At 70.8% G+C, this 24,132-nt stretch carries 22 protein-coding genes; 12 read left to right on the top strand and 10 right to left on the bottom strand.

The genetic code is table 11. The annotated features are described in order from the left end of the window. The first annotated feature begins 27 nt into the window (after positions 1 to 27). A complete protein-coding gene (locus OIE47_RS04795) occupies positions 28 to 4,584 on the top strand; it encodes an ATP-dependent helicase (protein ID WP_326560269.1) in 4,557 nt (1,518 codons plus the stop codon). 46 nt (positions 4,585 to 4,630) lie between these two features. Here the strand turns inward: OIE47_RS04795 and OIE47_RS04800 are convergent, their stop codons facing one another. Further along, positions 4,631 to 4,801 carry a hypothetical protein gene (locus tag OIE47_RS04800; protein ID WP_326560270.1) on the bottom strand — a complete coding sequence of 57 codons (171 nt, stop codon included), beginning with the start codon at positions 4,799 to 4,801 and terminating at the stop codon, positions 4,631 to 4,633. Positions 4,802 to 4,896: 95 nt separating this feature from the next. Between OIE47_RS04800 and OIE47_RS04805 the strand changes: the two genes are divergently transcribed. Then, a complete protein-coding gene (locus tag OIE47_RS04805) occupies positions 4,897 to 5,412 on the top strand; it encodes a VOC family protein (RefSeq protein WP_326560271.1) in 516 nt (171 codons plus the stop codon). Further along, a complete protein-coding gene (locus tag OIE47_RS04810) occupies positions 5,409 to 5,960 on the top strand; it encodes a DUF6624 domain-containing protein (protein ID WP_326560272.1) in 552 nt (183 codons plus the stop codon). Before OIE47_RS04805 ends, OIE47_RS04810 begins: the two co-directional genes overlap by 4 nt. A gap of 12 nt (positions 5,961 to 5,972) precedes the next feature. Here the strand turns inward: OIE47_RS04810 and OIE47_RS04815 are convergent, their stop codons facing one another. Further along, positions 5,973 to 6,710, bottom strand: a complete 738-nt coding sequence (locus OIE47_RS04815; RefSeq protein WP_326560273.1) for an ABC transporter permease — start codon at positions 6,708 to 6,710, stop codon at positions 5,973 to 5,975. Further along, positions 6,691 to 7,638: an ABC transporter ATP-binding protein gene (locus tag OIE47_RS04820; protein ID WP_442792049.1), complete on the bottom strand. Its 948-nt coding sequence runs from the start codon at positions 7,636 to 7,638 to the stop codon at positions 6,691 to 6,693. Before OIE47_RS04820 ends, OIE47_RS04815 begins: the two co-directional genes overlap by 20 nt. 98 nt (positions 7,639 to 7,736) lie before the next feature. Between OIE47_RS04820 and OIE47_RS04825 the strand changes: the two genes are divergently transcribed. The 3 genes from OIE47_RS04825 to OIE47_RS04835 all read left to right on the top strand — a co-directional run bounded on the left by OIE47_RS04825 (position 7,737) and on the right by OIE47_RS04835 (position 9,869). After that, a complete protein-coding gene (locus tag OIE47_RS04825) occupies positions 7,737 to 8,390 on the top strand; it encodes a TetR/AcrR family transcriptional regulator (protein ID WP_326560275.1) in 654 nt (217 codons plus the stop codon). Positions 8,391 to 8,512: 122 nt separating this feature from the next. Then, positions 8,513 to 9,439 carry an alpha/beta fold hydrolase gene (locus OIE47_RS04830; RefSeq protein ID WP_326560276.1) on the top strand — a complete coding sequence of 309 codons (927 nt, stop codon included), beginning with the start codon at positions 8,513 to 8,515 and terminating at the stop codon, positions 9,437 to 9,439. Between the two features lie 13 nt (positions 9,440 to 9,452). Further along, positions 9,453 to 9,869, top strand: a complete 417-nt coding sequence (locus OIE47_RS04835) for a VOC family protein (protein WP_326560277.1) — start codon at positions 9,453 to 9,455, stop codon at positions 9,867 to 9,869. Between the two features lie 6 nt (positions 9,870 to 9,875). Here OIE47_RS04835 and OIE47_RS04840 read toward each other — a convergent pair whose 3' ends face one another. Beyond that, positions 9,876 to 10,781, bottom strand: coding sequence for a diacylglycerol/lipid kinase family protein (locus OIE47_RS04840; RefSeq protein WP_326560278.1), 906 nt, complete (start codon positions 10,779 to 10,781; stop codon positions 9,876 to 9,878). Positions 10,782 to 10,943: 162 nt separating this feature from the next. Between OIE47_RS04840 and OIE47_RS04845 the strand changes: the two genes are divergently transcribed. Beyond that, positions 10,944 to 11,663 carry a pentapeptide repeat-containing protein gene (locus OIE47_RS04845; RefSeq protein ID WP_326560279.1) on the top strand — a complete coding sequence of 240 codons (720 nt, stop codon included), beginning with the start codon at positions 10,944 to 10,946 and terminating at the stop codon, positions 11,661 to 11,663. A gap of 10 nt (positions 11,664 to 11,673) precedes the next feature. On the opposite strand, the gene OIE47_RS04850 is transcribed toward OIE47_RS04845, so the two are convergent. Next, positions 11,674 to 12,096 (bottom strand): VOC family protein, encoded by a 423-nt coding sequence (locus OIE47_RS04850; protein WP_326560280.1) that lies wholly within the window; start codon positions 12,094 to 12,096, stop codon positions 11,674 to 11,676. A 186-nt stretch (positions 12,097 to 12,282) separates the two neighbouring features. Here OIE47_RS04850 and OIE47_RS04855 point away from each other — a divergent pair, with 186 nt between their 5' ends. Continuing rightward, positions 12,283 to 13,506, top strand: a complete 1,224-nt coding sequence (locus OIE47_RS04855; RefSeq protein ID WP_326560281.1) for a hypothetical protein — start codon at positions 12,283 to 12,285, stop codon at positions 13,504 to 13,506. A 28-nt stretch (positions 13,507 to 13,534) separates the two neighbouring features. On the opposite strand, the gene OIE47_RS04860 is transcribed toward OIE47_RS04855, so the two are convergent. Further along, positions 13,535 to 14,959 (bottom strand): ATP-binding protein, encoded by a 1,425-nt coding sequence (locus OIE47_RS04860; RefSeq protein WP_326560282.1) that lies wholly within the window; start codon positions 14,957 to 14,959, stop codon positions 13,535 to 13,537. 119 nt (positions 14,960 to 15,078) lie between these two features. Next, the gene (locus OIE47_RS04865) at positions 15,079 to 16,017 is read right to left on the bottom strand and encodes an LLM class F420-dependent oxidoreductase (RefSeq protein WP_326560283.1); all 939 of its coding nucleotides are present in this window, start codon (positions 16,015 to 16,017) and stop codon (positions 15,079 to 15,081) included. Between the two features lie 87 nt (positions 16,018 to 16,104). Between OIE47_RS04865 and OIE47_RS04870 the strand changes: the two genes are divergently transcribed. The 4 genes from OIE47_RS04870 (at position 16,105) to OIE47_RS04885 (ending at position 21,821) form a co-directional block, all read left to right on the top strand. Next, positions 16,105 to 16,893 (top strand): SAM hydrolase/SAM-dependent halogenase family protein, encoded by a 789-nt coding sequence (locus tag OIE47_RS04870; RefSeq protein ID WP_326560284.1) that lies wholly within the window; start codon positions 16,105 to 16,107, stop codon positions 16,891 to 16,893. 61 nt (positions 16,894 to 16,954) lie between these two features. Further along, positions 16,955 to 17,203: a CPCC family cysteine-rich protein gene (locus tag OIE47_RS04875; RefSeq protein WP_326560285.1), complete on the top strand. Its 249-nt coding sequence runs from the start codon at positions 16,955 to 16,957 to the stop codon at positions 17,201 to 17,203. Between the two features lie 27 nt (positions 17,204 to 17,230). Then, the gene (locus tag OIE47_RS04880) at positions 17,231 to 18,025 is read left to right on the top strand and encodes a zinc finger domain-containing protein (RefSeq protein WP_326560286.1); all 795 of its coding nucleotides are present in this window, start codon (positions 17,231 to 17,233) and stop codon (positions 18,023 to 18,025) included. Between the two features lie 172 nt (positions 18,026 to 18,197). Further along, the gene (locus OIE47_RS04885) at positions 18,198 to 21,821 is read left to right on the top strand and encodes a fibronectin type III domain-containing protein (RefSeq protein ID WP_326560287.1); all 3,624 of its coding nucleotides are present in this window, start codon (positions 18,198 to 18,200) and stop codon (positions 21,819 to 21,821) included. Here the strand turns inward: OIE47_RS04885 and pspM are convergent. The 3 genes from pspM to OIE47_RS04900 form a co-directional block, all read right to left on the bottom strand. Beyond that, positions 21,818 to 22,579 carry a phage shock envelope stress response protein PspM gene (gene pspM / locus OIE47_RS04890; protein WP_326560288.1) on the bottom strand — a complete coding sequence of 254 codons (762 nt, stop codon included), beginning with the start codon at positions 22,577 to 22,579 and terminating at the stop codon, positions 21,818 to 21,820. The genes OIE47_RS04885 and pspM overlap by 4 nt on opposite strands. 22 nt (positions 22,580 to 22,601) lie before the next feature. Next, on the bottom strand, positions 22,602 to 23,462 hold the full coding sequence (locus OIE47_RS04895) for a PspA/IM30 family protein (RefSeq protein ID WP_326560289.1): 861 nt from the start codon (positions 23,460 to 23,462) through the stop codon (positions 22,602 to 22,604). 187 nt (positions 23,463 to 23,649) lie between these two features. Next, a complete protein-coding gene (locus tag OIE47_RS04900) occupies positions 23,650 to 24,123 on the bottom strand; it encodes a helix-turn-helix domain-containing protein (RefSeq protein ID WP_326560290.1) in 474 nt (157 codons plus the stop codon). Between the last annotated feature and the right edge of the window lie 9 nt (positions 24,124 to 24,132).

Genomic DNA, 24,132 nt, shown 5'->3' on the forward strand with positions numbered 1-24,132 from the left:
TCGTAGGCGCGGGGCAGGATTGGCGCCATGGCGGACGTACTGGAGCGGTTCGGGGTGGCGACCCGTGAGTGGTTCGCCGCCGCGTTCGCCGCACCCACCGCCGCCCAGGCCGGTGCCTGGAAGTCGATCGGCGCCGGCCACAACGCCCTGGTCGTCGCGCCGACCGGATCCGGCAAGACCCTGGCCGCCTTCCTCTGGTCACTGGACCGGCTGGCCCGCGAACCCCGACCGGAGGACCCGAAGCAGCGCTGCCGGGTGCTCTACGTCAGCCCGCTCAAGGCACTCGCCGTCGACGTCGAACGCAACCTGCGCGCCCCGCTCACCGGCATCCGGCAGGCGTCCGCCCGGCTCGGGCTCCCGCCACCGGAGATCACCGTCGGGATGCGTACCGGTGACACCCCGGCGGACGAGCGGCGGGCCTTCGCCCGTACCCCACCGGACATCCTGATCACCACCCCCGAGTCGCTGTTCCTGCTGCTCACCTCGGCCGCCCGCGACTCCCTGCGCGGGGTCGAGTCGGTGATCGTCGACGAGGTGCACGCGGTCGCGGCCACCAAACGCGGCGCCCACCTGGCCCTCTCCCTCGAACGCCTGGACCAGCTCCTGCCCCGACCGGCACAGCGGATCGGGCTCTCCGCCACCGTACGGCCGATCGACGCCACCGCCCGCTTCCTCGCCGGTGCCCGGCCGGTCGACGTGGTCCAGCCACGCACCCCGAAGACCATCGAGGTCAGCGTCGAGGTGCCGGTGGAGGACATGACCCGGCTGGACGAGCGCAACCCACCCGACGACGACGAGCTGGGCACACCCCGCCGCGCCTCCATCTGGCCGGCGGTCGAGGAACGGGTCTTCCAGCTCATCCGGGAACACCGGTCGACCATCGTGTTCACCAACTCCCGACGGGGCGCGGAACGCTTCTGCGCCCGGCTCAACGAACTCGCCGCCGACGAGCAGGCCGGCGTTGCCGCCGCCCTCGACGCCCCACGGGCCGTACCGGCCGAACGGCTGCCGGCGGAGATCATGGCCCAGTCCGGCGCCGCCACCGGCGCCCCACCGGTGATCGCCCGGGCCCACCACGGGAGCGTCTCCCGCGAGGAACGCAAGCACATCGAGGAGGCGCTCAAGTCCGGCCAGCTCCCCGCCGTGGTCGCCACCTCCAGCCTCGAACTCGGCATCGACATGGGCGCGGTCGACCTGGTGGTCCAGATCGAGGCCCCGCCGAGCGTCGCCGCCGGCCTGCAACGGGTCGGCCGGGCCGGACACCAGGTCGGCGCCATCTCCCGAGGGGTCGTCTTCCCCAAGCACCGGGGCGACCTGATCTCCTGCGCGGTGGTCGCCGAGCGGATGGGCGACGGGGCGATCGAGGAACTGCACTACCCCCGCAACCCGCTCGACGTACTGGCGCAGCAGATCATCGCGATGGTCGCACTGGACGAGTGGCGGGTGCCCGACCTCGCCGCCCTGGTCCGCCGGGCCGCGCCCTTCGCCGAGCTGCCCGACTCGGCCCTGCACGCGGTGCTGGACATGCTCTCCGGGCGCTACCCGTCGACCGCCTTCGCCGAGCTGCGCCCACGGCTGGTCTGGGACCGGGGCACCGACCTGCTCACCGGTCGGGCCGGCGCCCAGCGGCTCGCCGTCACCAGCGGCGGCACCATCCCCGACCGGGGCCTGTTCGGCGTTTTCCTCGCCGGGGCGACCCGGTCCGCGCGGGTCGGCGAGTTGGACGAGGAGATGGTCTACGAGTCCCGGATCGGCGACGTCTTCCTGCTCGGCTCCTCGTCCTGGCGGATCGAGGACATCACCCCGGACCGGGTGCTGGTCTCCCCCGCCCCCGGCCAGGCCGCCCGGATGCCGTTCTGGAAGGGCGACAGCCTCGGCCGCCCGATCGAGCTGGGCCGGGCCATCGGCGCCCGGCTGCGCACCCTGGTCAAACAGGACGACGAGACCGCCACCGCGGCACTGCGCGACGGTGGGCTGGACGCCTGGGCAGCCGGCAACCTGGTCGCGTACCTGCGCGAACAGCGGGAGGCGACCCGGTCGTTGCCGGACGACCGGACCGTGGTGGTCGAGCGCTTCCGCGACGAGCTGGGTGACTGGCGGCTCGCCGTGCACTCGGTCCTCGGGGCCAGGGTCAACGGCCCCTGGGCGCTCGCGATCGGCCGCCGGCTGGCCGAACGGTACGGGGTGGACGCGCAGGTCGTACCGAGCGACGACGGGATCGTGGTGCGGCTGCCGGACACCGCCGACGAACCACCCGGCGCCGACCTGGTCGGCTTCGACCCGGACGAGATCGCGCAGATCGTGCAGGAGGCGGTGGGCGGCTCGGCGATGTTCGCCGCCCGGTTCCGTGAGTGCGCCGCCCGTGCCCTGCTGCTGCCCCGACGCGATCCCCGGCGCCGGCAACCGCTCTGGCAGCAGCGGCAACGGGCCGCCCAACTGCTCGACGTGGCCCGCGAGTACGCCGACTTCCCGATCACCCTGGAAGCGGCCCGCGAGTGCCTCCAGGACGTTTTCGACGTACCGGCGCTGGTCGGGCTGATGCGCGATCTCGCCGCCCGGAAGATCCGGCTGGTCGAGGTGGAGACCAACCAGCCGTCGCCGTTCGCCCGGTCGCTGCTGTTCGGCTACGTCGGCGCCTTCCTCTACGAGGGCGACGCCCCGCTGGCCGAACGCCGGGCCGCCGCGCTCGCTCTCGACTCGGCCCTGCTCGGTGAGCTGCTCGGCCGGGTCGACCTGCGTGAACTGCTCGATCCGGCGGTGGTCGCCGAGACCGAGCGGCAGTTGCAGTGGCTGACCGAGCAGCGCCGGCCCCGCGACGGCGAGGACGTGGTCGAGCTGCTCCGGCTGCTCGGCGACCAGACCGAGGCGGAGCTGGTCGAACGCGGTGCCCGACCGGAGTGGCTGACCGAGTTGGAGGCGACCCGCCGGATCCTGCGGGTACGGATCGCCGGACAGGAGCGCTGGATCGGGGTCGAGGACGCCGGCCGGTTCTCCGACGCGCTCGGGGTCGCCCTGCCGGTCGGCATCGCGCAGGCGTACCTGGAGCCGGTGACGGACCCGCTCGGTGACCTGGTCGCCCGCTACGCCCGTACGCACGCGCCGTTCCCGGCGGCCACCTGCGCGGCCCGGTTCGGGCTCGGGGTGTTCGTGGTGGAGCAGGCACTGCGCCGGCTCGCCGCGACCGGTCAGGTGGTGTCGGGCGAGTTCTCACCGGCCGGCACCGGCACCGAGTGGTGCGGTGCCGAGGTCCTGCGGCTGCTCCGCCGCCGTTCCCTCGCCGCCCTGCGCCGGGAGATCGAGCCCGTCCCGCCGCGTACGCTCGCCACCTTCCTGCCCCGCTGGCAGCAGGTCGGCGGCAACGCGAGAGGCGTCGAGGCGGTCGCCGCGGCGATCGAACAGCTCCAGGGCGTGGCGGTGCCCGCATCGGCGCTGGAGAGCCTGATCCTCCCGGCACGGGTGGCGGACTACTCCCCCGCGTATCTGGACGAGCTCTGCGCCAGCGGCGAGGTGACCTGGGCCGGTACGGGCGCGATCGGCGCCGCCGACGGCTGGGTCAGCCTCGCGTACGCCGACTCCGCCCCGCTCCTGCTCCCGCCGCCCGATCCGGCGCTCGCCCTGACCCCGCTGCACCAGTCGATACTGGACGCGCTCGGCGACGGGCAGGCGCTCTTCTTCCGGGCGTTGGCCGACCGGGTCGGTTCGACCGACGACGATCCCCTGGTCGCCGCCGTCTGGGAGCTGACCTGGGGCGGTTGGTTGACCAATGACACCATCGCCCCGCTGCGTGCGCTGCTCGGCGGACGGGGCGCACACCGGGCCCGCCCGGGAGCACCGCGTACCCGCTACCGGCGTCCCGGTCGCCCGGCACTGCCGGCCCGGGGTGGCCCACCGGCCGTCGCCGGCCGCTGGTCCCGGCTGCCCGATCGGGACACCGACCCGACCCGACGGGCCGCCGCCCTGGCGGATCTGCTGCTGGAACGGCACGGACTGGTCACCCGGGGCGCGGTCGCCGCCGAGGGGATCGTCGGCGGGTTCGCGGGCGTCTACCCGGTGCTGGTGGCGATGGAGGAACGCGGTGCCGCCCGACGGGGGTACTTCGTCGAGGGACTGGGCGCGGCGCAGTTCGCCGTACCGGGGGCGGTGGACCGGCTCCGCGCGCTGGCCGAACCGGACGACGGCCGTCGGCGTACGGGCAGCGCCCTGGTGCTCGCCGCCACCGACCCGGCGAATCCGTACGGTGCCGCCCTGCCCTGGCCGGAGCGGGTGGTCGACTCCGGTGACGGTGAACGCGGGGTGAGCGGGCACCGGGCCGGTCGCAAGGCCGGTGCCCTGGTGATCCTGGTAGCCGGCGACCTGGCCCTGTACGTCGAGCGGGGCGGCCGTACCCTACTGTCCTTCGTGGACGACAACGACGCCCTGGTCCTGGCCGCAAAAGCACTGGCCGACGCCGTCCACTCCGGCGCCCTCGGCCCCCTGTCGGTAGAACGCGCCGACGGCGACTCCGTCCAGTCCAGTCCCCTGGCGGCGGCCCTAACCGCAGCCGGCTTCCGCCCCACCCCCCGAGCCCTCCGCCTCCGCACCTGACCCCCAGGTTCGCGTTGATCATGAAGTTAGCGACGGATTTTCGCTCTCAGGGCGCGCTAACTTCATGATCAACGCGACAGCCGAGTCCGATCCGGAAGAAGATGATCTCACCGGGTACGTCGAGTGTCGGACGCCAACCGAGCCCGTCGACATGGAACCGCCGGGCGGCATCAAGATCGGCCATCGCCACCGTCACGAAGTGCACCTGTTGCTCCATGGTGATCCATTCTGCAGAGCGGCGGCACCCCGCTGGGCTGCTGACACGCCTGATCGTCTTGCCGGGCTCGACCATTCGTGCCTATGGTCACGGGCATGGCGGTTGCGTTCCGTGATCCCTTTCCGATCATTCTGAGCGACGATCCGGCACGACTCACCGCGTTCTATCGGGAGCGCCTCGGATTCACCGAGTCCTACCGCTTTCCGCCGGAGCAGGACAGCGAGCCGGAGTTTGTCGTACTCACGCTCGGTGGGGCCCAGTTCGCTTTCGGTCGGGCGGACGACACCGGGCTGCACGGCATTCCTCGGGGTGCGGACAACGGCCGGCGTACGGAGGTGTGCCTCTACACCGACGACGTGGACCGCGCAGTCGAGGACCTGCGTACCGTCGGGGTTCCGGTGCTGTTCGAGCCGGCCGACCAGCCGTGGCGGGAGCGGGCCGCGTACGTCGCGGACCCCGACGGCAACCCGATCCTGATCGTCGCACCACTGACGACCCAAGCCACCCCGCCAGCGACCGAACCGACCGAACCCATCGCACCGACCGCACCGACCGCACCGACCGCACCGGGCAACCGGATCGCATCGGCCGAACCGGTCGCCGGGTCGTGACCGAACCTGCGGACCACCCGCTCGCGGTCGAACTCGTGGCGCGGATGGATCGTGACCAGGAGGCTCGCAACGAGATATCGGGCCGCGCGACCGGCGAGGCCGCCTGGGCCCGGGTCAACGCGGTCGACGCCGAGAACACCGGTTGGCTGAAGACGGTGCTGGCAGAGAATGGCTGGCCACGCCGGAGTGTGGTCGGCGAGCAGGCCGCCCTTGCCGCCTGGCTGCTGGCCCAGCACGCCTCCCGCGACCCGGAGTTCCAGCGCGACTGCCTGGCCCTGCTCGAACAGGCGGTGCGCGACGGTGAGGCGAGCCCCGGCCATCTGGCCTACCTCACCGACCGCGTCCTCCGGGTGGAGGGAAAACCGCAGCTGTACGGCACCCAGTTCTGGTACGACCCGGAGAACGGGAATGAGCTGACCGCACAGCCGATCGAGGATCCAGCCGGGCTGGACGAGCGGCGCCGAGCGGTCGGCCTCGGACCGTTTGCCGAGTACGAGACCCTGATGCGTCACCGCGAGACCGAGGAGCCTGAGACCGAGGACGACTGAGCCGGATCGCCGCTATGCCCGACGGGTCATGATCCGCAGGGTGATGGTGAGGCCGAGTAGGCACCACACGCCCAGTACGGCGAACGGGAGTCCGCTTACCCCGTCCGGCGGGACGGCCAGGGTGTCGCGTACGGCTTCGGCCATGTACTGGAACGGCAGCGCCAGGTGCACGGTCTGGAGCCATTCGGGTAGCCGGTCGGCGGGAAAGTTGATCGGGGCGAACATCAGCGCCACGAAGACGATGAGCTGGGCGATGAGGCCGGTCACCGTCGGCGAGGTGGCGTACGCGATCGCGTACCCGATGGCGGTTGCGGTCACCGCGACGAGCAGGACGGCGACCACGACGAGCGGGCTGATGTCGAGGGTGAGGTCGAACCGGATCGTTGCCGTGAGCAGCGCCAGGACCAGTCCGGGCAGTGCGGTGACCAGCCAGGTGCTGAGGTCGGCGGCGAGGATCGCGGACCGGGGCACCGGGAGGGTCCGGTTGTAGTCGAAGGTACCGGCGGTCTTGGCCTCGGCGACCAACTGCGGGGCGAGCACCATGCCGACGGTGATCAGGCCGAGGGTGGGTGCGCCGGTCGACAGGTAGAGCGCGGTGGCGGGGTCCATGGTGGGGATCAGGAACGAGAAGCCGATCACGATGCCGACCGCCAGCATGGTCTGGATGATGACCATCAGCGGGAGGGTGTGCCTGAGCCGGATGGTGCTCCACCGCAGGAGCAGCAGGTAGCTACGCAGCCAGGATCGCATCGCCGGCCTCCTCCTTCGCGGTGCCGCCGGTCAGGCCGACGTAGACGTCTTCGAGGCTGACCGGGTGCAGGGCGAACTCGGTGATGGTTCCGGCGCCGCGCAGGCCGAGCGCCCAGGCGACCGCCCGTTCGGTCTGGTCGGTGCCGACGGGGAGGACGACCCGGTGGCCGGTGACACTCGCGGTGCCGGCCCAGGCCGGTGGCTCGGGTGGTGGCAGCCCCGGTGTGCAGGTGAGTTCGAGCCGCAGGTCGGCGGTGACCCGGTTGCGCAGTTCGGCGGGGGTGCCGGTGACCACCGCCCGACCGTGGTCGAGCACGACGATCCGGTCGACGCTCCGCTCGGCCTCGGCCACGTTGTGGGTGACCAGGATGACCGCGCACCCGTCCGCGGCGAGGTGGCGTACCTGCTGCCAGAGCAGGCGGCGGCGGACCGGGTCGACGTCGTTGGTGGGCTCGTCGAGCATGACCAGCCGGCCGGGTTCGACCACCGCCATGCAGAACGCGGTCAGCCGGCGGACACCCCCGGAGAGCCGTTCTCCGGGTACGTCGGCCCACTCGGCGAGGTCGAGGGCGGCCAGCAGTTCCCGGGTACGTTGCCGTACCCGTTGCCGTCTGCCGCCCCGGATCCGGCCGAGGATCTCGATCGCCTGTTTCGGCGTCACCCCGGTCAGCGGTGCCTGTGCCTGGAGTTGGACCGAGCAGACCGCACGCGCGTACGCCGGGTCGGCGACCGGGTCGCGCCCGTCCAGCCGCAGCGTGCCGGAGGTGGGTCGGACCAGGCCGGCGACCTGGTTGAGCAGGGTGGTCTTGCCGGCGCCGTTGTGTCCGAGCAGGCCGAGTACCTCGCCGGGACGGACCACCAGGGAGAGGTTGTCGTTGGCGCGCAGCCCACCTCGGTAGATCTTCGTCAGGTGTTCGACGTGCAGCACCCGCATCACCCCTTCACATACCGACCAGTATTCGGATACCAATGAGTATCCGGATACCGATGGGAATGTCAACGCACCCGCTGTGGCAGGATCACGACATGAGCGATCGACTCACCCGTGCGCAGCAGCAACAGCGCACCCGCCAGCACCTGCTGGACGCGGCCGAGACGCTCTTCGGCGAACGGGGCATCCACCGGACCTCGCTCGACGAGGTGGCGGCCGAGGCCGGGCTGACCAAGGGCGCCATCTACGCCAACTTCGAGGGCAAGACCGGCCTGGTGGCGGCGATCCTCGAACGCAGGCTCACCGACGACCACCCGGCCTACCCCGGCACCGATGTCGACGCCGACGTCTCGTACGACGGCTGGCTGCGCCAGCTCGGCGCCGACTACGACGCCAACCTCCCCCTGCCCGAGGTACGCCGGTTCGCCATGGCCATCGTCGAGTTCTGGCTGTACGGGATGCGCACCCCGGAGGCCCGGGAGTCGATCGCGGCGTGGCTGCGGGTGGTACGGGCGAGCAACGCGAAGGAGATCGTCGAGCGGACCGGGGGCAATCCGCCGATGCCCGCCGACCAGTTGGCCGCCCTGATGACCGCGCTGGACGTCGGCGTCGCCGTACAGCACCTGATCGACCCCGACGCGGTTCCCACCGAGGTCTACGGGCGTGGCCTGCGCGCCATCCTCGGCACCGACGGGGCGTCCCGGAAGGCAGCCCAGGAGACATCCGACCCGGCGGCAGCCGAGGGGTGAATCGCCGTACGGCGTTTCGGGTCTCCTGGTTCGGGTAGCAAGCGCGATCCGGTTCTGTCCCGGCGTCTGGGTCCGTCAGCCCGTCACGTGCTGCTCGGAGTCAGGCCGTGAAGGAGATCGCCATGACCAAGGTGCAATCCCGTCCGGGCACGACGAACCGGGTCCAGTCCATTCCCAGTTCCGTCGTCCACCGGAAGGCGAGCGTCGCCGGGACAGAGGTGTTCTACCGTGAGGCGGGGACGGTCGGCGCACCGAAACTGTTGCTCCTGCACGGATATCCGGCCTCGTCGCACCAGTACCGCAACCTGATGCCGGCACTGGCGGACCGCTTTCACCTGCTCGCCCCGGACTATCCCGGCTTCGGCAACACCGGCGTCCCGGATCCGTCCGATTTCGCCTACACCTTCGACCACCTTGCCGACGTGGTCGACCAACTGGTCAACCAGGTCGACTTCATCGGGCCGATGGGCATCTACATGGAGGGGTACGGCGGCGCGATCGGGAACCGGCTGGTCGACCGACACCGGGACTGGCTCCAGTGGCAGATCATCCAGAACGCCAACTCGTACGAGGAGGGCCTGAGTCCGGCCTGGGATCCGTTCAAGGCGCTCTGGAACGACCGGAATCCGGACACCGAGCAGGCGATGATGTCGCTCATGACGCCGGACGGGGTGAAGCTCGTCTACACCCACGGCCACAAGGACCTGGAGTCGCTCAGCCCGGACAACTGGAACATGGACTCGTTCTTCCTCGCCGGTCAGGACGCGCAACGGGCCCAGTTGGAACTGTTCTACGACTTCCGTACCAACGTCGCGTTGTTTCCGCAGTGGCAGGAGGCAGCGCGTACGCACCGGCCCGAGACGCTGATCCTCTGGGGCATGAACGACATCTTCTTCACCCCCACCGCGGGCGAGATGTACCTGCGGGATCTGCCCAACGCCGAACTGGTGCGGCTCGACTCGGGACATTTTGTGGTGGAGGACAGCCTCGACGAAGTCGTGACCGCGATCAACAGGTTCTACGACGGGCGCGTACGCCCGGCCCGCTGAGCAGGAGGCAACCATGACAACCGATGTGGCACCCGACTATTTCAAGCCCGAGGCGGGGATCTTCCTCGCCACCCTGCTGATCGTTCGCGACATCGACCGGTCACGGGAGTTCTACGAGCGGGTGTTCGGCGCGACCTGCATCCACGACAGCAACCCGCTGATCCTCCGCTTCCACAACAGCTACATCATCATCAACGTCGAGGGCGGCCCGACGGACGACAAGCCGACCGTGCAGGCCAAGGCGCCCGCCGACTCCGACACGTTGAGCTGTGCGATGAACGTACGGGTCACCGACATCCGGTCGCTCTACCAGGAGTGGAAGGCGCGCGGCGCGGACTTCATCACCGAGCCGAAGGACCACGGTACGGAGATCCGCTGTTACCTGCGCGACCCCGACGGCTACCTGATCGAGGTCGGCCAGGGCCTCTGACCCCTTCTAGCCTTCGGTCGCCTGATCGCCCTCACGCTGGGCCGGTACGCACACCGTGATGGCGGACGGCACCACCCGTACCTTCAGTCGCTTGTCGGTGCCGCACGCCCCGCCGTCGACCTCGTACGTCTGGGGCTTGCCGAACCGTACGTCGACCTTGCGCCCCTGGGTGATCTCGATCAGCGGGGAGTTCTCGGACCGGCCGACCGCCATCCGGCCGAGCGTACGGGCCCAGTCGATCACCCCGTGCCCGGTGGCGACCCCGATCTCCAGCCGGCCGTCGTCGGGGCGGGCGTCGTCGAACGCCTCGATCCCGCCGGTGATCGTGCTGACGTTGCCGAACAGCACGCAGCTCGCCTCGCCGTCGAACCACTTCTCCCCGTCGACCTTGATCTTCACCGGCACGACCTCGTCGCGTACGTGCCGCAGGCCGGTCCAGACGTAGGCGAGCTTGCCCATGCTGTCCTTCATCTGCCGGTCGGCGTCCGAGATCATCTCCGCGTCGAATCCGGCGCCGGCCATCACCGCGAAGTGCTGCCCGTTGACCCGACCGAGGTCGATCCGGCGACGCTCGCCGTGCAGGGCGATCCGGAGCGCCTCGTCGAGGTCCTGCGGAATGCCGAGGTTGGTGGCGAGCAGGTTGGCCGTACCGGCCGGGAGGATCCCGGTGGCACCGTCCCAGCCGGCGAGGGTGTCCACGCAGTGCTGGACCATGCCGTCCCCGCCCCAGACCAGGATCAGCTCGGCTCCCTTGTCCAGCGCTTTCCGTACCTTCTTGGGAGCCTTGCGGCTTTTCGGCACCTCGTACCAGATCGGGTCTTTGATGCCCTCGTCGGTGAGCCGCCGACGCAGCTCGCCGAGCCCGCCGCCGAGGGTCTTCTTGCGGTGGGCGATCACCGCGACCCTGGTCACCGGCCCACCCGGACCGCAACGAAGACGGCACGTCCGCCGCCCGACCGGGTCGGCGCAACACCAACGGAGTACGTCATGCGTCCGGTCTTACCCACCGCCCCACCCGATCTACACCCGCCCCACCGTCCCGGCGGCCCGAACCGGTTGGGCTACCGTGCGGACATGCCAGTACGCGCGGTACGCCGGGAAAGCGGTCGGTCGGCCGAGCGGGCACCGGTGGAGCCGAAACGACCCGCGTCGCTGGACCTGGCCACGGTCGAGGAGCACGACCTCGACCACGAGGCGACGTTCCGCCGGCTGGGGTTCGTGGACCTGGATCTGTCCGGCCGGTCGGCGGACGCGGTGGAGTTCGAGCAGTGCCGGTTGCGCGGCACCGACCTGAGCGGCGCAACGCTGGACGGGGCGAAGTTCAGCGACTGTCTGGTCGAGAGCTCGAACCTGGCCAACCTGCGGGTGGAGAAGTCGACCCTGCTGCGGGTACGGGTCTCGACGGCACGGATGACCGGCGTGCACTGGGTCAACGGGTCGCTGCGCGACGTGACGTTCTCGCAGTGCCGGCTCGACCTGGCCTCGTTCCGGTTCTCGAACTTCCGGCACGTGGTGTTCGAGGGGTGCAACCTGAGCCGGGCCGACTTCACCAACGCCGACCTCGGCGGCGTACGGTTCACCGACTGCGACCTGACCGGTGCCCAGTTCAGCCACGCGAAGTTGCCCGGCACCCGGTTCGTCAACTGTTCCCTGGCCGGGATCGGTGGGGTGACGAGTCTGGCCGGTGCGATCGTCGCGCGGGCCGACCTGATCGCGTTGTCGTACACGCTCGCGGGTGCGCTCGGCATCCGGATCGAGGACGAGGACGCCGATCCGGATGCCGAGCGCACCTGACGAGCGTCGGTCAGCTCACGCAGAGTTCGTTGCCCTCGGGGTCGTGCAGGGTGGTGTTGACCGGACCCCGGTCGGACGTGACCCAGGCGAGGGTGGCGCCCAACTCGACCAGTCGTTCGACCTCCGCCTTCGCCGCCTCCGGACCGACCTGGAGGTCCAGGTGCACCCTGTTCTTCGCGGTCTTCGGCTCCGGCACCCGCTGGAAGAACAGTCGGGGCCCGGTGCCGTCGGGGTCCGTGCAGGTCGCCACGTCCCGGAAGGCCCGGCGACCGTCGACCTCGATCACTTCCTGCGCCTGTAGCTGACCGCCGTCGAGCAGTTGCCCGATCAGCGCGCTGTGGTCCTCCTGCCGGTAACGCAGCGCCTCGGCCCAGAAGCGGGCCAGCGCGTGCGGGTCGGCCGCGTCGAAGGCCACCTGAATTCTCACGCCCATGACCGTTGCCTCCACACCATCGTCGTAACCGGTTAAACCGGTGTCTACAGCAGACTAACAAGCTCGGCGGCTTCCGTTGCTCCCGACACCACGCGGTTGAGGTGGTCCCTCCGACCCGACCCTCCCTCGATTCGCTAACGCCCCGCGGTGGATTGACCGGCGCCCGCGCTCTGACAGGATCAGCGGGTGCCCATCACCGCCTCCCGCGCCCTGGTCCGGCAAGCCGAGCGCTGGTTCGTCCGCCACGGCGTGCCCCAGATGATCGCCGGGTACGACTTCGACCGGCACATCCTGCCCCGGATGCTGCCGTTCCTCGCCGTGGTCGTGGTGGCCGACCTCGCCTGGGTGATCCTCCAGGCGGCCACCGGCACCGCCCGCTGGGTACTGCTCGCGATCGTGGTCGCCGCCGGGCTGGCCGGCTGGTCCGCACTGACCCGGTTCGGCCGCCGCCTGCCCCACTTCTCCCGGCGCATGATGATCACGATCCTGGTCGCGTACGCGGTGGTGCCGGTTGTCGTACCGCCGCTCGCGCTCTGGCTGCACGACGGACAGTTGAAAATCACCGTCACCTCGATCGCCGCGTTCGCGCTGCTGTTCACCGGCTCCTGGCTGGCCACCAGCTACGGCGTGGTCCCGCTGCTGCGCCGGGCCATCCGGCACGCGGTCGACGACATGCGCAACAGCGTCCGGCTACAGGGTCGGGCCCTGCCCCTGCTGCTCTTCGTCACCCTGTTCTTCTTTTTCACCGGCGAACTGTGGCAGGCGATGAACCGGCTGCCCTGGTACCGCCTCGGCCTGGTGCTCAGCCTCTTCACCGCGGTCACCATCCTGGCCGCCGCCGGCCGGCTGCGCGACGAGATCGGCCGGGTGGAACAGGACCTGAGCGCCGAACGGCTCTCCTCGTCCTGCAAGCGCACCCCGCTGGCCAGCCTCCCGATCGAGGAGGTCGCCCCGGACGGACCACTGCAACCGGTGCCACTCAACGCCCGGCAGGTTGGCAACCTCCTGCTCATGCTCGCCACCCGGCAACTCGTACAGGCCCTGGTGGTCGGGGTCGGGCTGTTCAGCTTCTTCCTGGTGCTGGGACTGATAGTGGTCCAGCCGGAGACCGCCGAACAGTGGATCGGTGAACCGCCGACGATGCTCGCGGGCGGGCTGCCGGTGCCGCTGGCACTGGTGGGCAACGCCACCCTCCTGGCCGGGTTCGGGAGCATGTACTTCGCGGTCACCTCGATGAGCGACGTGGAACACCGCCGCCAGTTCTTCGCCCCGATCCTGGACGAGGTCGAGCGGACCCTCGCCGTGCGCGCCGTCTACCTCTCCGTACGCGAGATCGTCCTGCCGACCCAGCCCGTACCCCTCCAGCCGGCGGAGGCTGCCATCGGTCCCGTGGTCGACGCGGGCCGGTAGCCCGAAGCGCGAGGTGCGGTGGCCCGAGTTACCGGCTCTCCGTGCTCCGCCAGGCGGCCAGCAGGTCTTCCGGGCCGTATGCCGCGTCCAACCCGCCGCAGGAGACGCCACTGCGCGACACCGCCAGGATCGGCAGCGGTTGATCGGTGAGCGCGGCCCGGTGCCGGTGCAGGACGGCAAGGTCGTGTGCGTCGAAGGTGGCCTGGTCAAGCCACTTGATCGATCCGACGAACAGCAGTTCCCGGGCGATCGGCCCACGGTCCGCGCCGACGATGTCGACCTCGACATCGTTGGCCCGGGTCCAGTAGCTGCCGACGGCCCCGGCGGCGGGTAGCGTCCCGTCCGGCAGCAGTCGGGAGAGCGCGTCCCGGACCAGGGGCTCCACCGCACGTCCCCGCCAACTGGTCCAGCCCCGCCGGATCCGGGCGAGGGTCAGGTCGCCTCGACCGCGCTCGATCTCGGCCATGTACGGGGCGATGAAGTGCAACCAGAACCGCAGGTAAGGATCTGCGATCCGGTAGCGGCGTTCCTTCGACGGCCGGGTGGACAGCGGCAGGTCACCGACCACCAGCCGCTTTTCGTTGAGTACGTCCAGCGAGCGCTGGAGCGGCGTAGCGCCGAGGCCACCGCTGGCGCGGGCGATGTTCGCGAAGGTCCGCTCGCCGGAACCGATCGCGGCGAGTACGGCACGAGCCTGGACGGCGGCGGGAAACTCGGCGGCCAGCGAACGTTCCGCCGAGACGAGCAAGGCCGACGTCGGGTCCGCCAGCGCCGTGGTGAGGAAGTCCCATACGTCCGTGCCGGGCTGCCATTCGGTGCAGACGAGCGGAAGACCGCCGGTGACCAGTGTGGCGTCGATGGCCTCGGCCGCATCCACCTCCAGCATGGTGCTGAGGTCCGCCGGGTTGAGCGGCCCCACGACCATCTCCCGACCCCGCTGGTGGAACGGCCGCTCGTAGCTGTTCAGCGCCTCCATCATGGACAGATCGGAGCCGATCAGGATCAGCAGCACCGGTTTACGGGACAGCTGCCGATCCCATGCCCGTTGCAGCACGCCTTCGAAGACGTGCTCCCCATCCATCAGGTACGGCACCTCGTCGATCACCACGACACTCGGGCCGTCCTCCGGGAGTGCCGCGGCGAGCAGCCGCAACGCGGAGTCCCAGTCCTCGGGGTTGGCCGCGGCCAGCAACTCACGACCCGGCAGCGGCGACTCGGCGACGTCGGCGCAGAACCGCCGAACCTCTTGCGGCGTGGGGGACCCGGCGGCGGTGAAGTAGACGCTGGGCGCGTCGAGGTTCTCGACGAACTGCTCGACCAGGCGCGACTTGCCCACCCGGCGTCGTCCACGGATCAGCAGGCAACGCCCCGGGCGGCTGTCGCCGGGCGCGATCCGCTCCAACTCGGCGGCGAGCACTCGCAGCTCACGGTGCCGGCCAACGAAGGCAACCATGATCCATCACCACTCCCCGCTGTCCTGACCATCGACCACCCGATGCTAACACTGATGTTACTAACATCCATGTTACTAACACTGATGTTAGTAACATGGATGTTAGTTATCTCTGGCGGTCAGAGCTGAGGGGCCACCTCGGCGGCGATCAGGTCGAGCTGGTCCAGGTCGGCGAGGTCCAGGAACTGCAGGAAGAAGCGGGAAGCCCCGCCCTTGGCGTACTCGTGCAGTTGCTCGACCACCTCGTCCGGGGTGCCGACCACACCGGGTCCGGTGCGCAGCTCGTCCAGGTCCCGGCCGATGGCGTCGGCCCGGCGGCGTACCTCGGCGTCGTTTCGCCCGCAGACCACCGTGACCGCGGCCGAGAGCGTCAGCGGCGCACGACCGGCGGCGTCCCGGCCGATCCGCTCGCAGGCCTCGACCACCGCGGCGAAGTTCTTCGCCGCCGCCTGCGCGGACTGGAACGGGACGTTGTACTCGTCGGCGAACCTGGCGGCCAGGACCGGCGTCCGCTTCAGGCCGGTGCCGCCGACGATGACCGGTGGTCCCGGGTGCTGGACCGGCTTCGGCATCGCGGGCGAGTCGTAGAGGTCGTAGTAACCGCCCCGGTACGTGAAGGTGTCACCCGGCGGGGTCCCCCACAGGCCGGTGATCACCTCGAGCTGCTCGGTCAACCGGTCGAACCGCTCCTTGAGCGGCGGGAACGGGATCCCGTACGCGCGGTGCTCGGCCTCGAACCAGCCGGTGCCCAGGCCCAGTTCGACCCGTCCACCGCTCATCTCGTCCACCTGCGCGACCGAGATGGCCAGCGGTCCGGGCAGCCGGAAGGTGGCCGAGGTGACCAGGGTGCCGAGCCGGATCCGCTCGGTCTGCAGGGCGAGCCCGGCCAGGGTCAGCCAGGCGTCGGTCGGGCCCGGTTGGCCGTCCCCGTTCATGTGCAGATAGTGGTCGGACCGGAAGAAGCCGTCGAAGCCACAGTCGGACGTGTGGCGCGCCACCCGGAGCAGATCCTGGTACGTCGCGCCGTCCTGCGGCTCGGTGAAGATGACCAATCGCATGCCATCAGCTTGCCAGGTGCCACCGCCCCGACGTGCCGGCGGAGGGGTTGTCGTCACCGCGACCGTGCGACGGCTAACGTGCTGGTCATGCCCGGCTATGGCTGGATCAGCCTGACCACCGACTACGGACTCTCCGACGGCTTCGTCGCCGCCTGCCACGGGGTGGTGGCCCGGCTGGCGCCCGCCGTACGGGTCCTCGACGTGACCCACCTGGTGCCGCCTGGCGACCTCGGGCGGGGTGCGGCCGTACTCGCCCAGACGGTGGTGGACCTGCCGCCGGCGGTGCACGTGGCGGTGGTCGACCCCGGTGTCGGCACCGCTCGGCGCGGGGTGGCGCTACAGACCCCCGGCGGGCTGCTGGTCGGGCCGGACAACGGGCTGCTCTGCTGGGCGGCCGACGCCCTCGGCGGGACCGAGCGTGCGGTGGAGCTGACCAACTCGGACTGGCACGCGGCGACCGTCTCGCACACCTTCCACGGACGGGACGTCTTCGCCCCGGTCGCCGCCCGACTCGCGCTCGGCGCCGAGTTCGCCGACGCCGGGCCATCGGTCGACCCGGCCAGTCTGGTCCGGCTCCCCGATCCGGTGGTCGGTAGCGGGCCGGGCTGGCTCGCCGCCGAGGTCCTGTCGGTGGACCACTTCGGCAACGTGCAGCTCGCCGCGCCCGCGTCCGCGCTGGACGGGCTGGGGGCGGCGTTGCTGGTGGAGGGCGTTCCGGCCCGCCGGGCGGCGACTTTCGGTGACGTACCGAGCGGTGCGCTCGCGGTGCTCGCAGACTCCGCCGGGCGGGTGGCGCTGGCGGTGAACGGTGGCCGCGCGGATGCCCTACTTTCGCTGGTAACGGGGCAGGTGCTACGGATAGCGGACGCTAGCTGATCTACTTCCGCATCGCGGACACGGAGCTGCGATGGATGGACCATTATGGAATGCTTGACCGGTGGGGAAGCATTCGATCGATGTACAAGCATGTCCATGCTGCGGCTTTTTCACCGGAGAAGGTGGGACCTGTCCGGTCTGTTTCTGGACGAACGACGGCCAGCAGGGGTCGGAGGACGCCGTGGTCGAGGGCGGCCCGAACGGCGACCTGAGCCTGTCCCACGCCCGGCTCAACTTCGCCATCTACGGCGCCAGCCATCCCCGTTACCAGGACATGGTCCGCGCCCCTCGGGTCGAAGAGCAGCCCTGACCCGGCGATAGCGGGCAGGATGGAAGCGTGCCCGAAGGCGACACCGTCTGGAACACCGCCCGCGCGCTGCACCGCGCGCTGGCCGGTGGCCGGCTGACCGCCAGCGACTTCCGGGTGCCCCAGCTCGCCGGCACCGACCTGGTCGGCTGGACCGTCCTGGAAGCGGTCAGCCGAGGCAAGCACCTGCTGATCCGCCTCGCCGAGCCGGCCGGCGAGCGGCGCCTCAGCCTGCACTCCCACCTGCGGATGGACGGGGCCTGGCGGGTCTACCCGCCGGGTGAGCGCTGGGCCGCCCGGCCGGCGCACCTGATCCGGCTGGTGCTGCGTACGGCGGATGCCATCGCGGTCGGTTACCACCTGCACGAGGTCGCCCTGGTGCCGACCGACCGGGAGGCAGAACTGGTCGGCGGGCTCGGCCCCGACCTGCTCGGCCCGGACTGGGACCCCGCCGAGGCGGTACGCCGGCTCGGCACCCACCCCCGGACGACCATCGCCGAGGCGCTCCTCGACCAGTCCAACCTGGCCGGCGTGGGCAACCTCTACAAGTCGGAGGTGCTCTTCCTGCGGGGCGTCAACCCGTGGACACCGGTGGCGGCGGTACCCGACCTGACCGGGCTGGTGACACTCGCCCAGCGGCTGCTCTCGGCGAACCGTGGACGGTGGACGCAGAGCACCACCGGCTCCCTGCACCGGGGGCAGACCAACTACGTGTACGGCCGACGCGCCCAACCGTGCCGTCGCTGCGGCATGCTGGTAGAGAAGGCCGAACAGGGCGACCGGGTCACGTACTGGTGCCCGCGCTGCCAGCCCGCCCCGAGCTGAACATCCCCACCCGCGAACCCGTGCCAAACCGACGCTGATCCAGCCGTATCCAATCGTCGCTTGACGCGGTTAGTTGCTTACGGATTGTCAGCGATGGCCGTCTGATCGGCTCGACCGAACCCCCACTGGCGGAACCTCCGGTCGAGCAGGCATCCGGGGAGGGAGCATGGTCATGTTCAGGAAACTCGCGGCGCACCGCCTGGCCCGGCGCGCGAAGCAGGACACCGACAGTCGCGCCGCTTCCCCCGCCCAGGCACCGGAAGAGTCCCGGCCCGGCATTCCACAGCAGACCCAGAGTCAGGTGACAACGGCGGCGATGCTGCCCGCGCCGGACTACTTCGGCTTCGTGCCCAACTACGCGAACAGTCCCCTGCCCCGCCTCGACCCCGCCGGACAGGTGGTATCCGGCACCGGGATGCGCAAATTCGTCGACTCGCTGCCCCTGGTCGGCGACGGGCAGCGCAACGACCTCGGCAACTTCCTGCCGGTCGCCACCCCGGACACGGTCAGCTACCCCGGCTGCGACTACTACGAGATCGGGTTGGAGCAGTTCACCCAGCAACTGCACAAGGATCTCGGCCCGACCCGGTTACGCGGCTACCGGCAGCTCAACAACGGCACCGACGCCAACGGGCGCAACACGGTCATCCCGCCGAACCGGCCGTACCATCTCGGGCCGGTCATCGTCGCGGACCGCAACCGACCGGTACGGGTGAAGTTCGTCAACGGCCTGCCGACCGGCCCCGCCGGGCGGCTGCCGCTGCCGGTGGACCCGACCGTCCGGGGCGCCGGACCCGGTCCCCTCGGCGGGCCGGAGCACTATCCGCAGAACCGCGCGGTGCTGCACCTGCACGGGGCGGCCACGCCCTGGATCAGCAACGGCGGCCCCGACCAGTGGCTCACCCCGGCCGGCGAACCGACCTCCTACCCCACCGGTACGGGCCTGGTGAACGTGCCGGACATGGCAACACCGGAGCCGGGGGCGGTGACGCTGTACTACCCGAACCAGGCCGGCGCCCGGCTGCTCTGGTACCACGACCACACCCTCGGCATCGCCCGGCTGACCGTCTACTCCGGGCAGCTCGGCCTCTACCTGCTCCGCGACGAGGTGGAACGGGAACTCGTCGCCGAGCAGGTCATCCCGGCCGACGAGATCCCCCTGGTCATCCAGGACAAGACGTTCGTGCCCGGCGACGCCCAGCTCGAAGCCCAGGACCCGACCTGGGACCGGGTCAACTGGGGCGGTCGGGGGAACCTCTGGTATCCGCACGTCTACATGCCCAACCAGAACCCGTACAACGAGTCCGGGACCAACCCGATGGGGCGCTGGGACTACGGGCCGTGGTTCTGGCCGCCGTACACGGGGACGGCGCACGGGCCGGCGGAGAACCCGCACTACGACCCGGCGGGCGCACCCTGGCAACCGCCGGTGATGCCGGGTACGCCGAACCCGTCCGTGGTCCCGGAGGCGTTCCTGGACACCCCGCTGGTCAACGGGTGCGCGTACCCGTACCTGCGGGTGGCGCCGAAGGCGTACCGGTTCCGGATCCTGAACGCCTGCAACGACCGCAGCCTCAACCTCCAGCTCTACTACGCCGCCTCGCACGGGCCGATGTGGCACCCGGACGGGACGCTGGGCGACGGCGGGGCCGGGGAGGTGCCGATGGTCGACGCCACCGCCAACCCCGACCACCCGCGCACCTGGCCGACCGACGGCCGGGCCGGAGGTGTGCCCGACCCGGACAGCGTCGGCCCGGACTGGATCCAGATCGGCACCGAGGGTGGACTGCTGCCCGAGGTGGCGGTGGTGCCGAACCAGCCGATCAACTACGTCTACAACCGGCGGGACATCGCCGCGCTGAACGTCTCCGAGCACTCGCTCCTGCTCGGCCCCGGCGAGCGGGCGGACGTGATCGTCGACTTCTCCTCCGTACCGCCCGGTTCGAAGATCATCCTTTACAACGACTGTCCGGCGCCGATGCCGGCCTTCGACACCCGGTACGACTACTACACCGGTGATCCCGACCGGACCGCCGCCGGTGGTGCCCCGAGCACCCAGCCCGGCTACGGGCCGAACACCCGTACGCTGCTCCAGTTCCAGGTGGAGGGGACACCGGAGGCGCCGTACGACCTCGAGACGCTGCGTGCCCGGCTGCCCGTGGCGTACGGCGCCAGCCAGCCCCCGCCGATCGTGCCGCAGCCGGCGTACGACACCGCGTTCGGCACCCGTACGCCGAAGAACACGCACGTCCCGATCCACAGCAACACGATCACGTTCACCCCCGCCGGGCGGACCGGCCCGGTCACCGTGCCGCTGCGGGCGAAGGCGATCCAGGAACTCTTCGAACCGGAGTACGGCCGGATGAACGCCACCCTCGGGGTGGAACTGCCGAAGGTCAGCGCGCTGGTGCAGACCACCACACCGCTGTCGTACGTTGACCCGCCCACCGAGATCCTGACCGGGACCGATCCGGGCACCCCGATCGGGGCACCGGGCGACGGCACCCAGATCTGGAAGATCACCCACAACGGGGCCGACACCCGGGCGATCCACTTCCACCACCTGGTGGTGCAGTTGATCAACCGGGTCGGGTGGGACGGCGCGATCCGCCCGCCGGACCCGAACGAGCTGGGCTGGAAGGAGACGATCCGGATGAACCCGCTGGAGGACACGATCGTCGCCATCCGGCCGACCGTCCCGGACCCGCTCCCGTTCAAGGTCGGCGACAGCGTACGGCTGCTCGACCCCACCCGACCGGCCGGTACGACCAGCGGCTTCACCCAGGTCAATCCGCGTACGGGCGAACCGGCGGTGGTCGTCAACCAGGTCTTCAACTTCGGCTGGGAGTACGCCTGGCAGGGTCATCTGGTCGGCCACGAGGGCAGCGAGCTGAGCCGCCCGGTGGTGCTCCGGGTCTCCCCGGCGCAACCCACCGGGCTCACCTCGACGGCGGCACCCGGCTCACCGACCGTGGCACCGTCGATCGCCCTCGCCTGGACGAACAACGCGACCCGTCCGGCGGCCACGAACCATCTCGTCGAGCGGGCCACCAACGCCGCCTTCAGCGCCGGTGTCACCGCGTTCAGCCTGCCCCCGACGGTCAGTACGACCACCGACTCCACGGTCACGCCCGGGACGACGTACTACTACCGGGTCCGTACGGAGACCGAGGTCGGCTACTCCGGCTGGTCCAACACCGCCTCCGCGGTGGTACGCCTGATCGCCCCGAGCGGCCTGACCGCGTCCGTGGCCCCGTCCGCCCCCGTACGCGTCGACCTGGCCTGGCGCAACCGCTCCTTCGCCACCGAGATCGAGGTGCAGCGGGCGGTGAACCCGACCTTCACCAGCGGGCTGGTCACCGCCTCCGGGCCGTTGACCGCCGCGTACACCGACAGCACGGTGAGCCCGAACACCACCTACTACCACCGGGTGCGGACCGTCTACCTCGGCGCCCCGTCACCCTGGTCGACGGTTTCGGTGGTGACCGTGCCGACCGCACCGGCGGTGCCGCACAGCCTCTCCGCGACCATCGCCGCCGCCGCACCGGACTCGGTCAGCGTGCAGCTCAACTGGTTCGAGAGCGCGGGCAGCGTGGTCAGCGGCTTCACCCTGCAACGGGCCAACGACGACTCGTTCGGCACCGGGCTGACCAGCTTCACCATCGCCGGTACCGCCCGTTCGTTCACCAACACCGGGCTGGCCCCCGGCACCACGTACCACTGGCGGATCCAGGCCTTCAACGCCGTCGGCACCTCCGCCTTCACCACCCCGCTCGCCGTCCAGCCCCCGGACTAACGCGGAGTGCGGAGCTGGGACAGGCCGGTGGCAATGCCGTGGAGGAGGTCGGTCGCCTCGGTCAACCGGGTGGCGGCCGGGTGTTCGGTCGCGGACCTCGTGTCCTCGGCCAGGTAGGCGGCGGCCGCGACGACCAGCGCCTCGTAGGCGGTGATGCCCCGGTCGAGCTGCCCGCACAGGTCCCGGTGCGCCGACTCCAACGCCGGGCGGGACCCGTCGGGCGCGAGCCGCATCGCCTTCTCCAGGCTGGCCACCCGGTGCGCCAGGTCGTGCAGCGAGGTCTCCGCCACGGTCGCCTCCAGCACCGCCGGCCCGGCCAGGGCGGGCAGCCGACCGGCCAGCCCGGTCATCGTGGACGAGGCCCGGGACAGTCGGTTCCACGGCTCGGCGGCGGCGGAGCCGCGCAGGGTGAACCGGGCCTTCTGCCGGCGTACCTCGGCCAGCGCCCCGGCACCGGCGGGGAGCCGCTCGACCGCGGCGATGAGTTGCGCGCGGGTCCGCTCGGCCGCCAGCGCCGGATCGGGCGGCGGTGGCGCCGGTTGCGCCGCCAGCAGGCGCAGGTCGGCCCACCGCCAGAGGGCCAACGCCGCGGTGCCGCCGGCACCGGCGACCCAGGCCGCGTCCGGCAGACCCAGTCCCTGGTACGGAGTCAGGACCACGGCGGCGCCGCCCAGCCCACCCGCCCAGACGCTCCACCAGCGGGCGGAACGGCGCAGGGAGCGCAAACGTCGGAAGTACCGGGCTCGCTGGTCTGCCATCGCTGCCCTCTCCTGCCCGAACTCAGCCGGCGGCGCTCTGGTCGCCGGTCGAGCGCTCCTTGGCCAGGCTCGCCCGGATCTCGTCGAGCCGGGCCACGCCCGCGTTGTCCGCCGCCCGGTTGGCCTGGTCGACCGCCGGCTGGGTCTTCCCGCCGAGCTGATCCCCGGACATGCTCGCCCGGATCTGCTCCAACCGGGCCGACCCGGCCAGGTCGAGGCTGCTCTTCTGGACCTCCAGCATCCGCCCCTCGACCGAGTTGCCGGCGAGTTCGGCGCGGCCCATGGCGGTGGCGTACCGGCGTTCGATCTTGTCCCGCACCTCGTCCAACGAGGGGGTGGTGCCCGGCGCGGCCAGCGTCGACATCGACTCCAGCGACTTCGCCACGGTTTCCTGCATCTTGGCCTGCTCGAGCTGACTCAGCAGCTTGGTCCGCTCGGCCAGCTTCTGCTGGAGGATCATCTGGTTGTTCTCGACCGCCCGACGGGCCTGCCCGGCGGCGCCGAGTGCCTGGTCGTGCAGGGCCTTGAGATCCTCGGTCGACTGCTCGGCCGAGACGAGCTGGGCGGCCAGGGTCTGCGCGGTCTGCTCGAACTTCTGCGCCTCCGCCTCGTCGCCCCCGGCACGGGCCTTGTCGGCGAGGACCAGCGCCTGACGGGTCATCCCCTGCAACCGCTCGACCTCGGACATCTGCCGGGACAGCCGCATCTCCAGCTGGTGCTGGTTGCCGATGACCGCTGCCGCCTGCTGTACGAGTGCCTGGTGCTGGCGCTGGGACTCCTCGATGGCCTGCTGTATCTGCACCTTCGGATCGGCGTGCTCATCGATCTTGGCGCCGAACAGCGCCATCAGGTAGCGCACTCCCTTGACGAACGGGTTCGCCATCTTCGCGTAGTCCCCTCGGTGTCATCCGCTTCGGCCGGTTGCCGCCCGACCGGTGTACACCGGTCGAACACGGCATGGTCACCATCGTCCCAGGCCGGCGCCACACCGGCAGACGACCACGGGGATATCGGCCGGGAAGCACCTCTGGAACTGCCACCCTACGCCGCAGAGGGCGCTCCGAGCAGGGTCAGGCGGCGCGGACGATGTCGCGACCCCGGTCGGTGGTCGACCGGACCCGACGGGTGGTGCGCAGCGTGGCCTTGAGCGGCGAGTCCTGGCGCACCGAGACGGAGACGTTCCCGTCGGTGGCGACCTGGCGTACGCCCGAATCGGTCACCGTACGCACACCGGACTCGGTGAGCACGGTGCGGGCCGGCACGTCGACCGTCGACCGTTCCTGCACCGGTGCCAGCACCCCGGACACCTGTTCGCCGAGCGCGACGGTGTCGCTGACCTCGCGCAACAGCTCGGAGAGGCGGGCGCCGAGGGCGTCACAGATGGCGGCGAGCAGCTCGCTCGACGCCTCCTTCTGGCCGCGTTCGATCTCGGAAAGGTAGCCGAGGCTGACGTTGGCGGCCGAGGAAACCTCGCGCAGGGTCCGGTGCTGACCCTGCCGGCGAGCACGCAACGCGTCACCGATCACCCGGCGTAGCAGGACCATCGCACCTCC

The sequence above is a fragment of the Micromonospora sp. NBC_01796 genome (assembly GCF_035917455.1).
Taxonomy (GTDB): domain Bacteria; phylum Actinomycetota; class Actinomycetes; order Mycobacteriales; family Micromonosporaceae; genus Micromonospora_G.

What these genes read in the sequence shown, in the direction of transcription:
- OIE47_RS04860 (WP_326560282.1), bottom strand. Translation starts at nt 14,959, where the DNA reads ATGGTTGCCTTCGTTGGCCGGCACCGTGAGCTGCGAGTGCTCGCCGCC.
- OIE47_RS04830 (WP_326560276.1), top strand. Translation starts at nt 8,513, where the DNA reads ATGACCAAGGTGCAATCCCGTCCGGGCACGACGAACCGGGTCCAGTCC.
- OIE47_RS04805 (WP_326560271.1), top strand. Translation starts at nt 4,897, where the DNA reads ATGGCGGTTGCGTTCCGTGATCCCTTTCCGATCATTCTGAGCGACGAT.
- OIE47_RS04895 (WP_326560289.1), bottom strand. Translation starts at nt 23,462, where the DNA reads ATGGCGAACCCGTTCGTCAAGGGAGTGCGCTACCTGATGGCGCTGTTC.
- OIE47_RS04850 (WP_326560280.1), bottom strand. Translation starts at nt 12,096, where the DNA reads ATGGGCGTGAGAATTCAGGTGGCCTTCGACGCGGCCGACCCGCACGCG.
- OIE47_RS04900 (WP_326560290.1), bottom strand. Translation starts at nt 24,123, where the DNA reads ATGGTCCTGCTACGCCGGGTGATCGGTGACGCGTTGCGTGCTCGCCGG.
- OIE47_RS04800 (WP_326560270.1), bottom strand. Translation starts at nt 4,801, where the DNA reads ATGGAGCAACAGGTGCACTTCGTGACGGTGGCGATGGCCGATCTTGAT.
- OIE47_RS04870 (WP_326560284.1), top strand. Translation starts at nt 16,105, where the DNA reads ATGCCCGGCTATGGCTGGATCAGCCTGACCACCGACTACGGACTCTCC.
- OIE47_RS04815 (WP_326560273.1), bottom strand. Translation starts at nt 6,710, where the DNA reads ATGCGATCCTGGCTGCGTAGCTACCTGCTGCTCCTGCGGTGGAGCACC.
- OIE47_RS04835 (WP_326560277.1), top strand. Translation starts at nt 9,453, where the DNA reads ATGACAACCGATGTGGCACCCGACTATTTCAAGCCCGAGGCGGGGATC.
- OIE47_RS04795 (WP_326560269.1), top strand. Translation starts at nt 28, where the DNA reads ATGGCGGACGTACTGGAGCGGTTCGGGGTGGCGACCCGTGAGTGGTTC.
- OIE47_RS04825 (WP_326560275.1), top strand. Translation starts at nt 7,737, where the DNA reads ATGAGCGATCGACTCACCCGTGCGCAGCAGCAACAGCGCACCCGCCAG.
- pspM (WP_326560288.1), bottom strand. Translation starts at nt 22,579, where the DNA reads ATGGCAGACCAGCGAGCCCGGTACTTCCGACGTTTGCGCTCCCTGCGC.
- OIE47_RS04845 (WP_326560279.1), top strand. Translation starts at nt 10,944, where the DNA reads ATGCCAGTACGCGCGGTACGCCGGGAAAGCGGTCGGTCGGCCGAGCGG.
- OIE47_RS04885 (WP_326560287.1), top strand. Translation starts at nt 18,198, where the DNA reads ATGTTCAGGAAACTCGCGGCGCACCGCCTGGCCCGGCGCGCGAAGCAG.
- OIE47_RS04865 (WP_326560283.1), bottom strand. Translation starts at nt 16,017, where the DNA reads ATGCGATTGGTCATCTTCACCGAGCCGCAGGACGGCGCGACGTACCAG.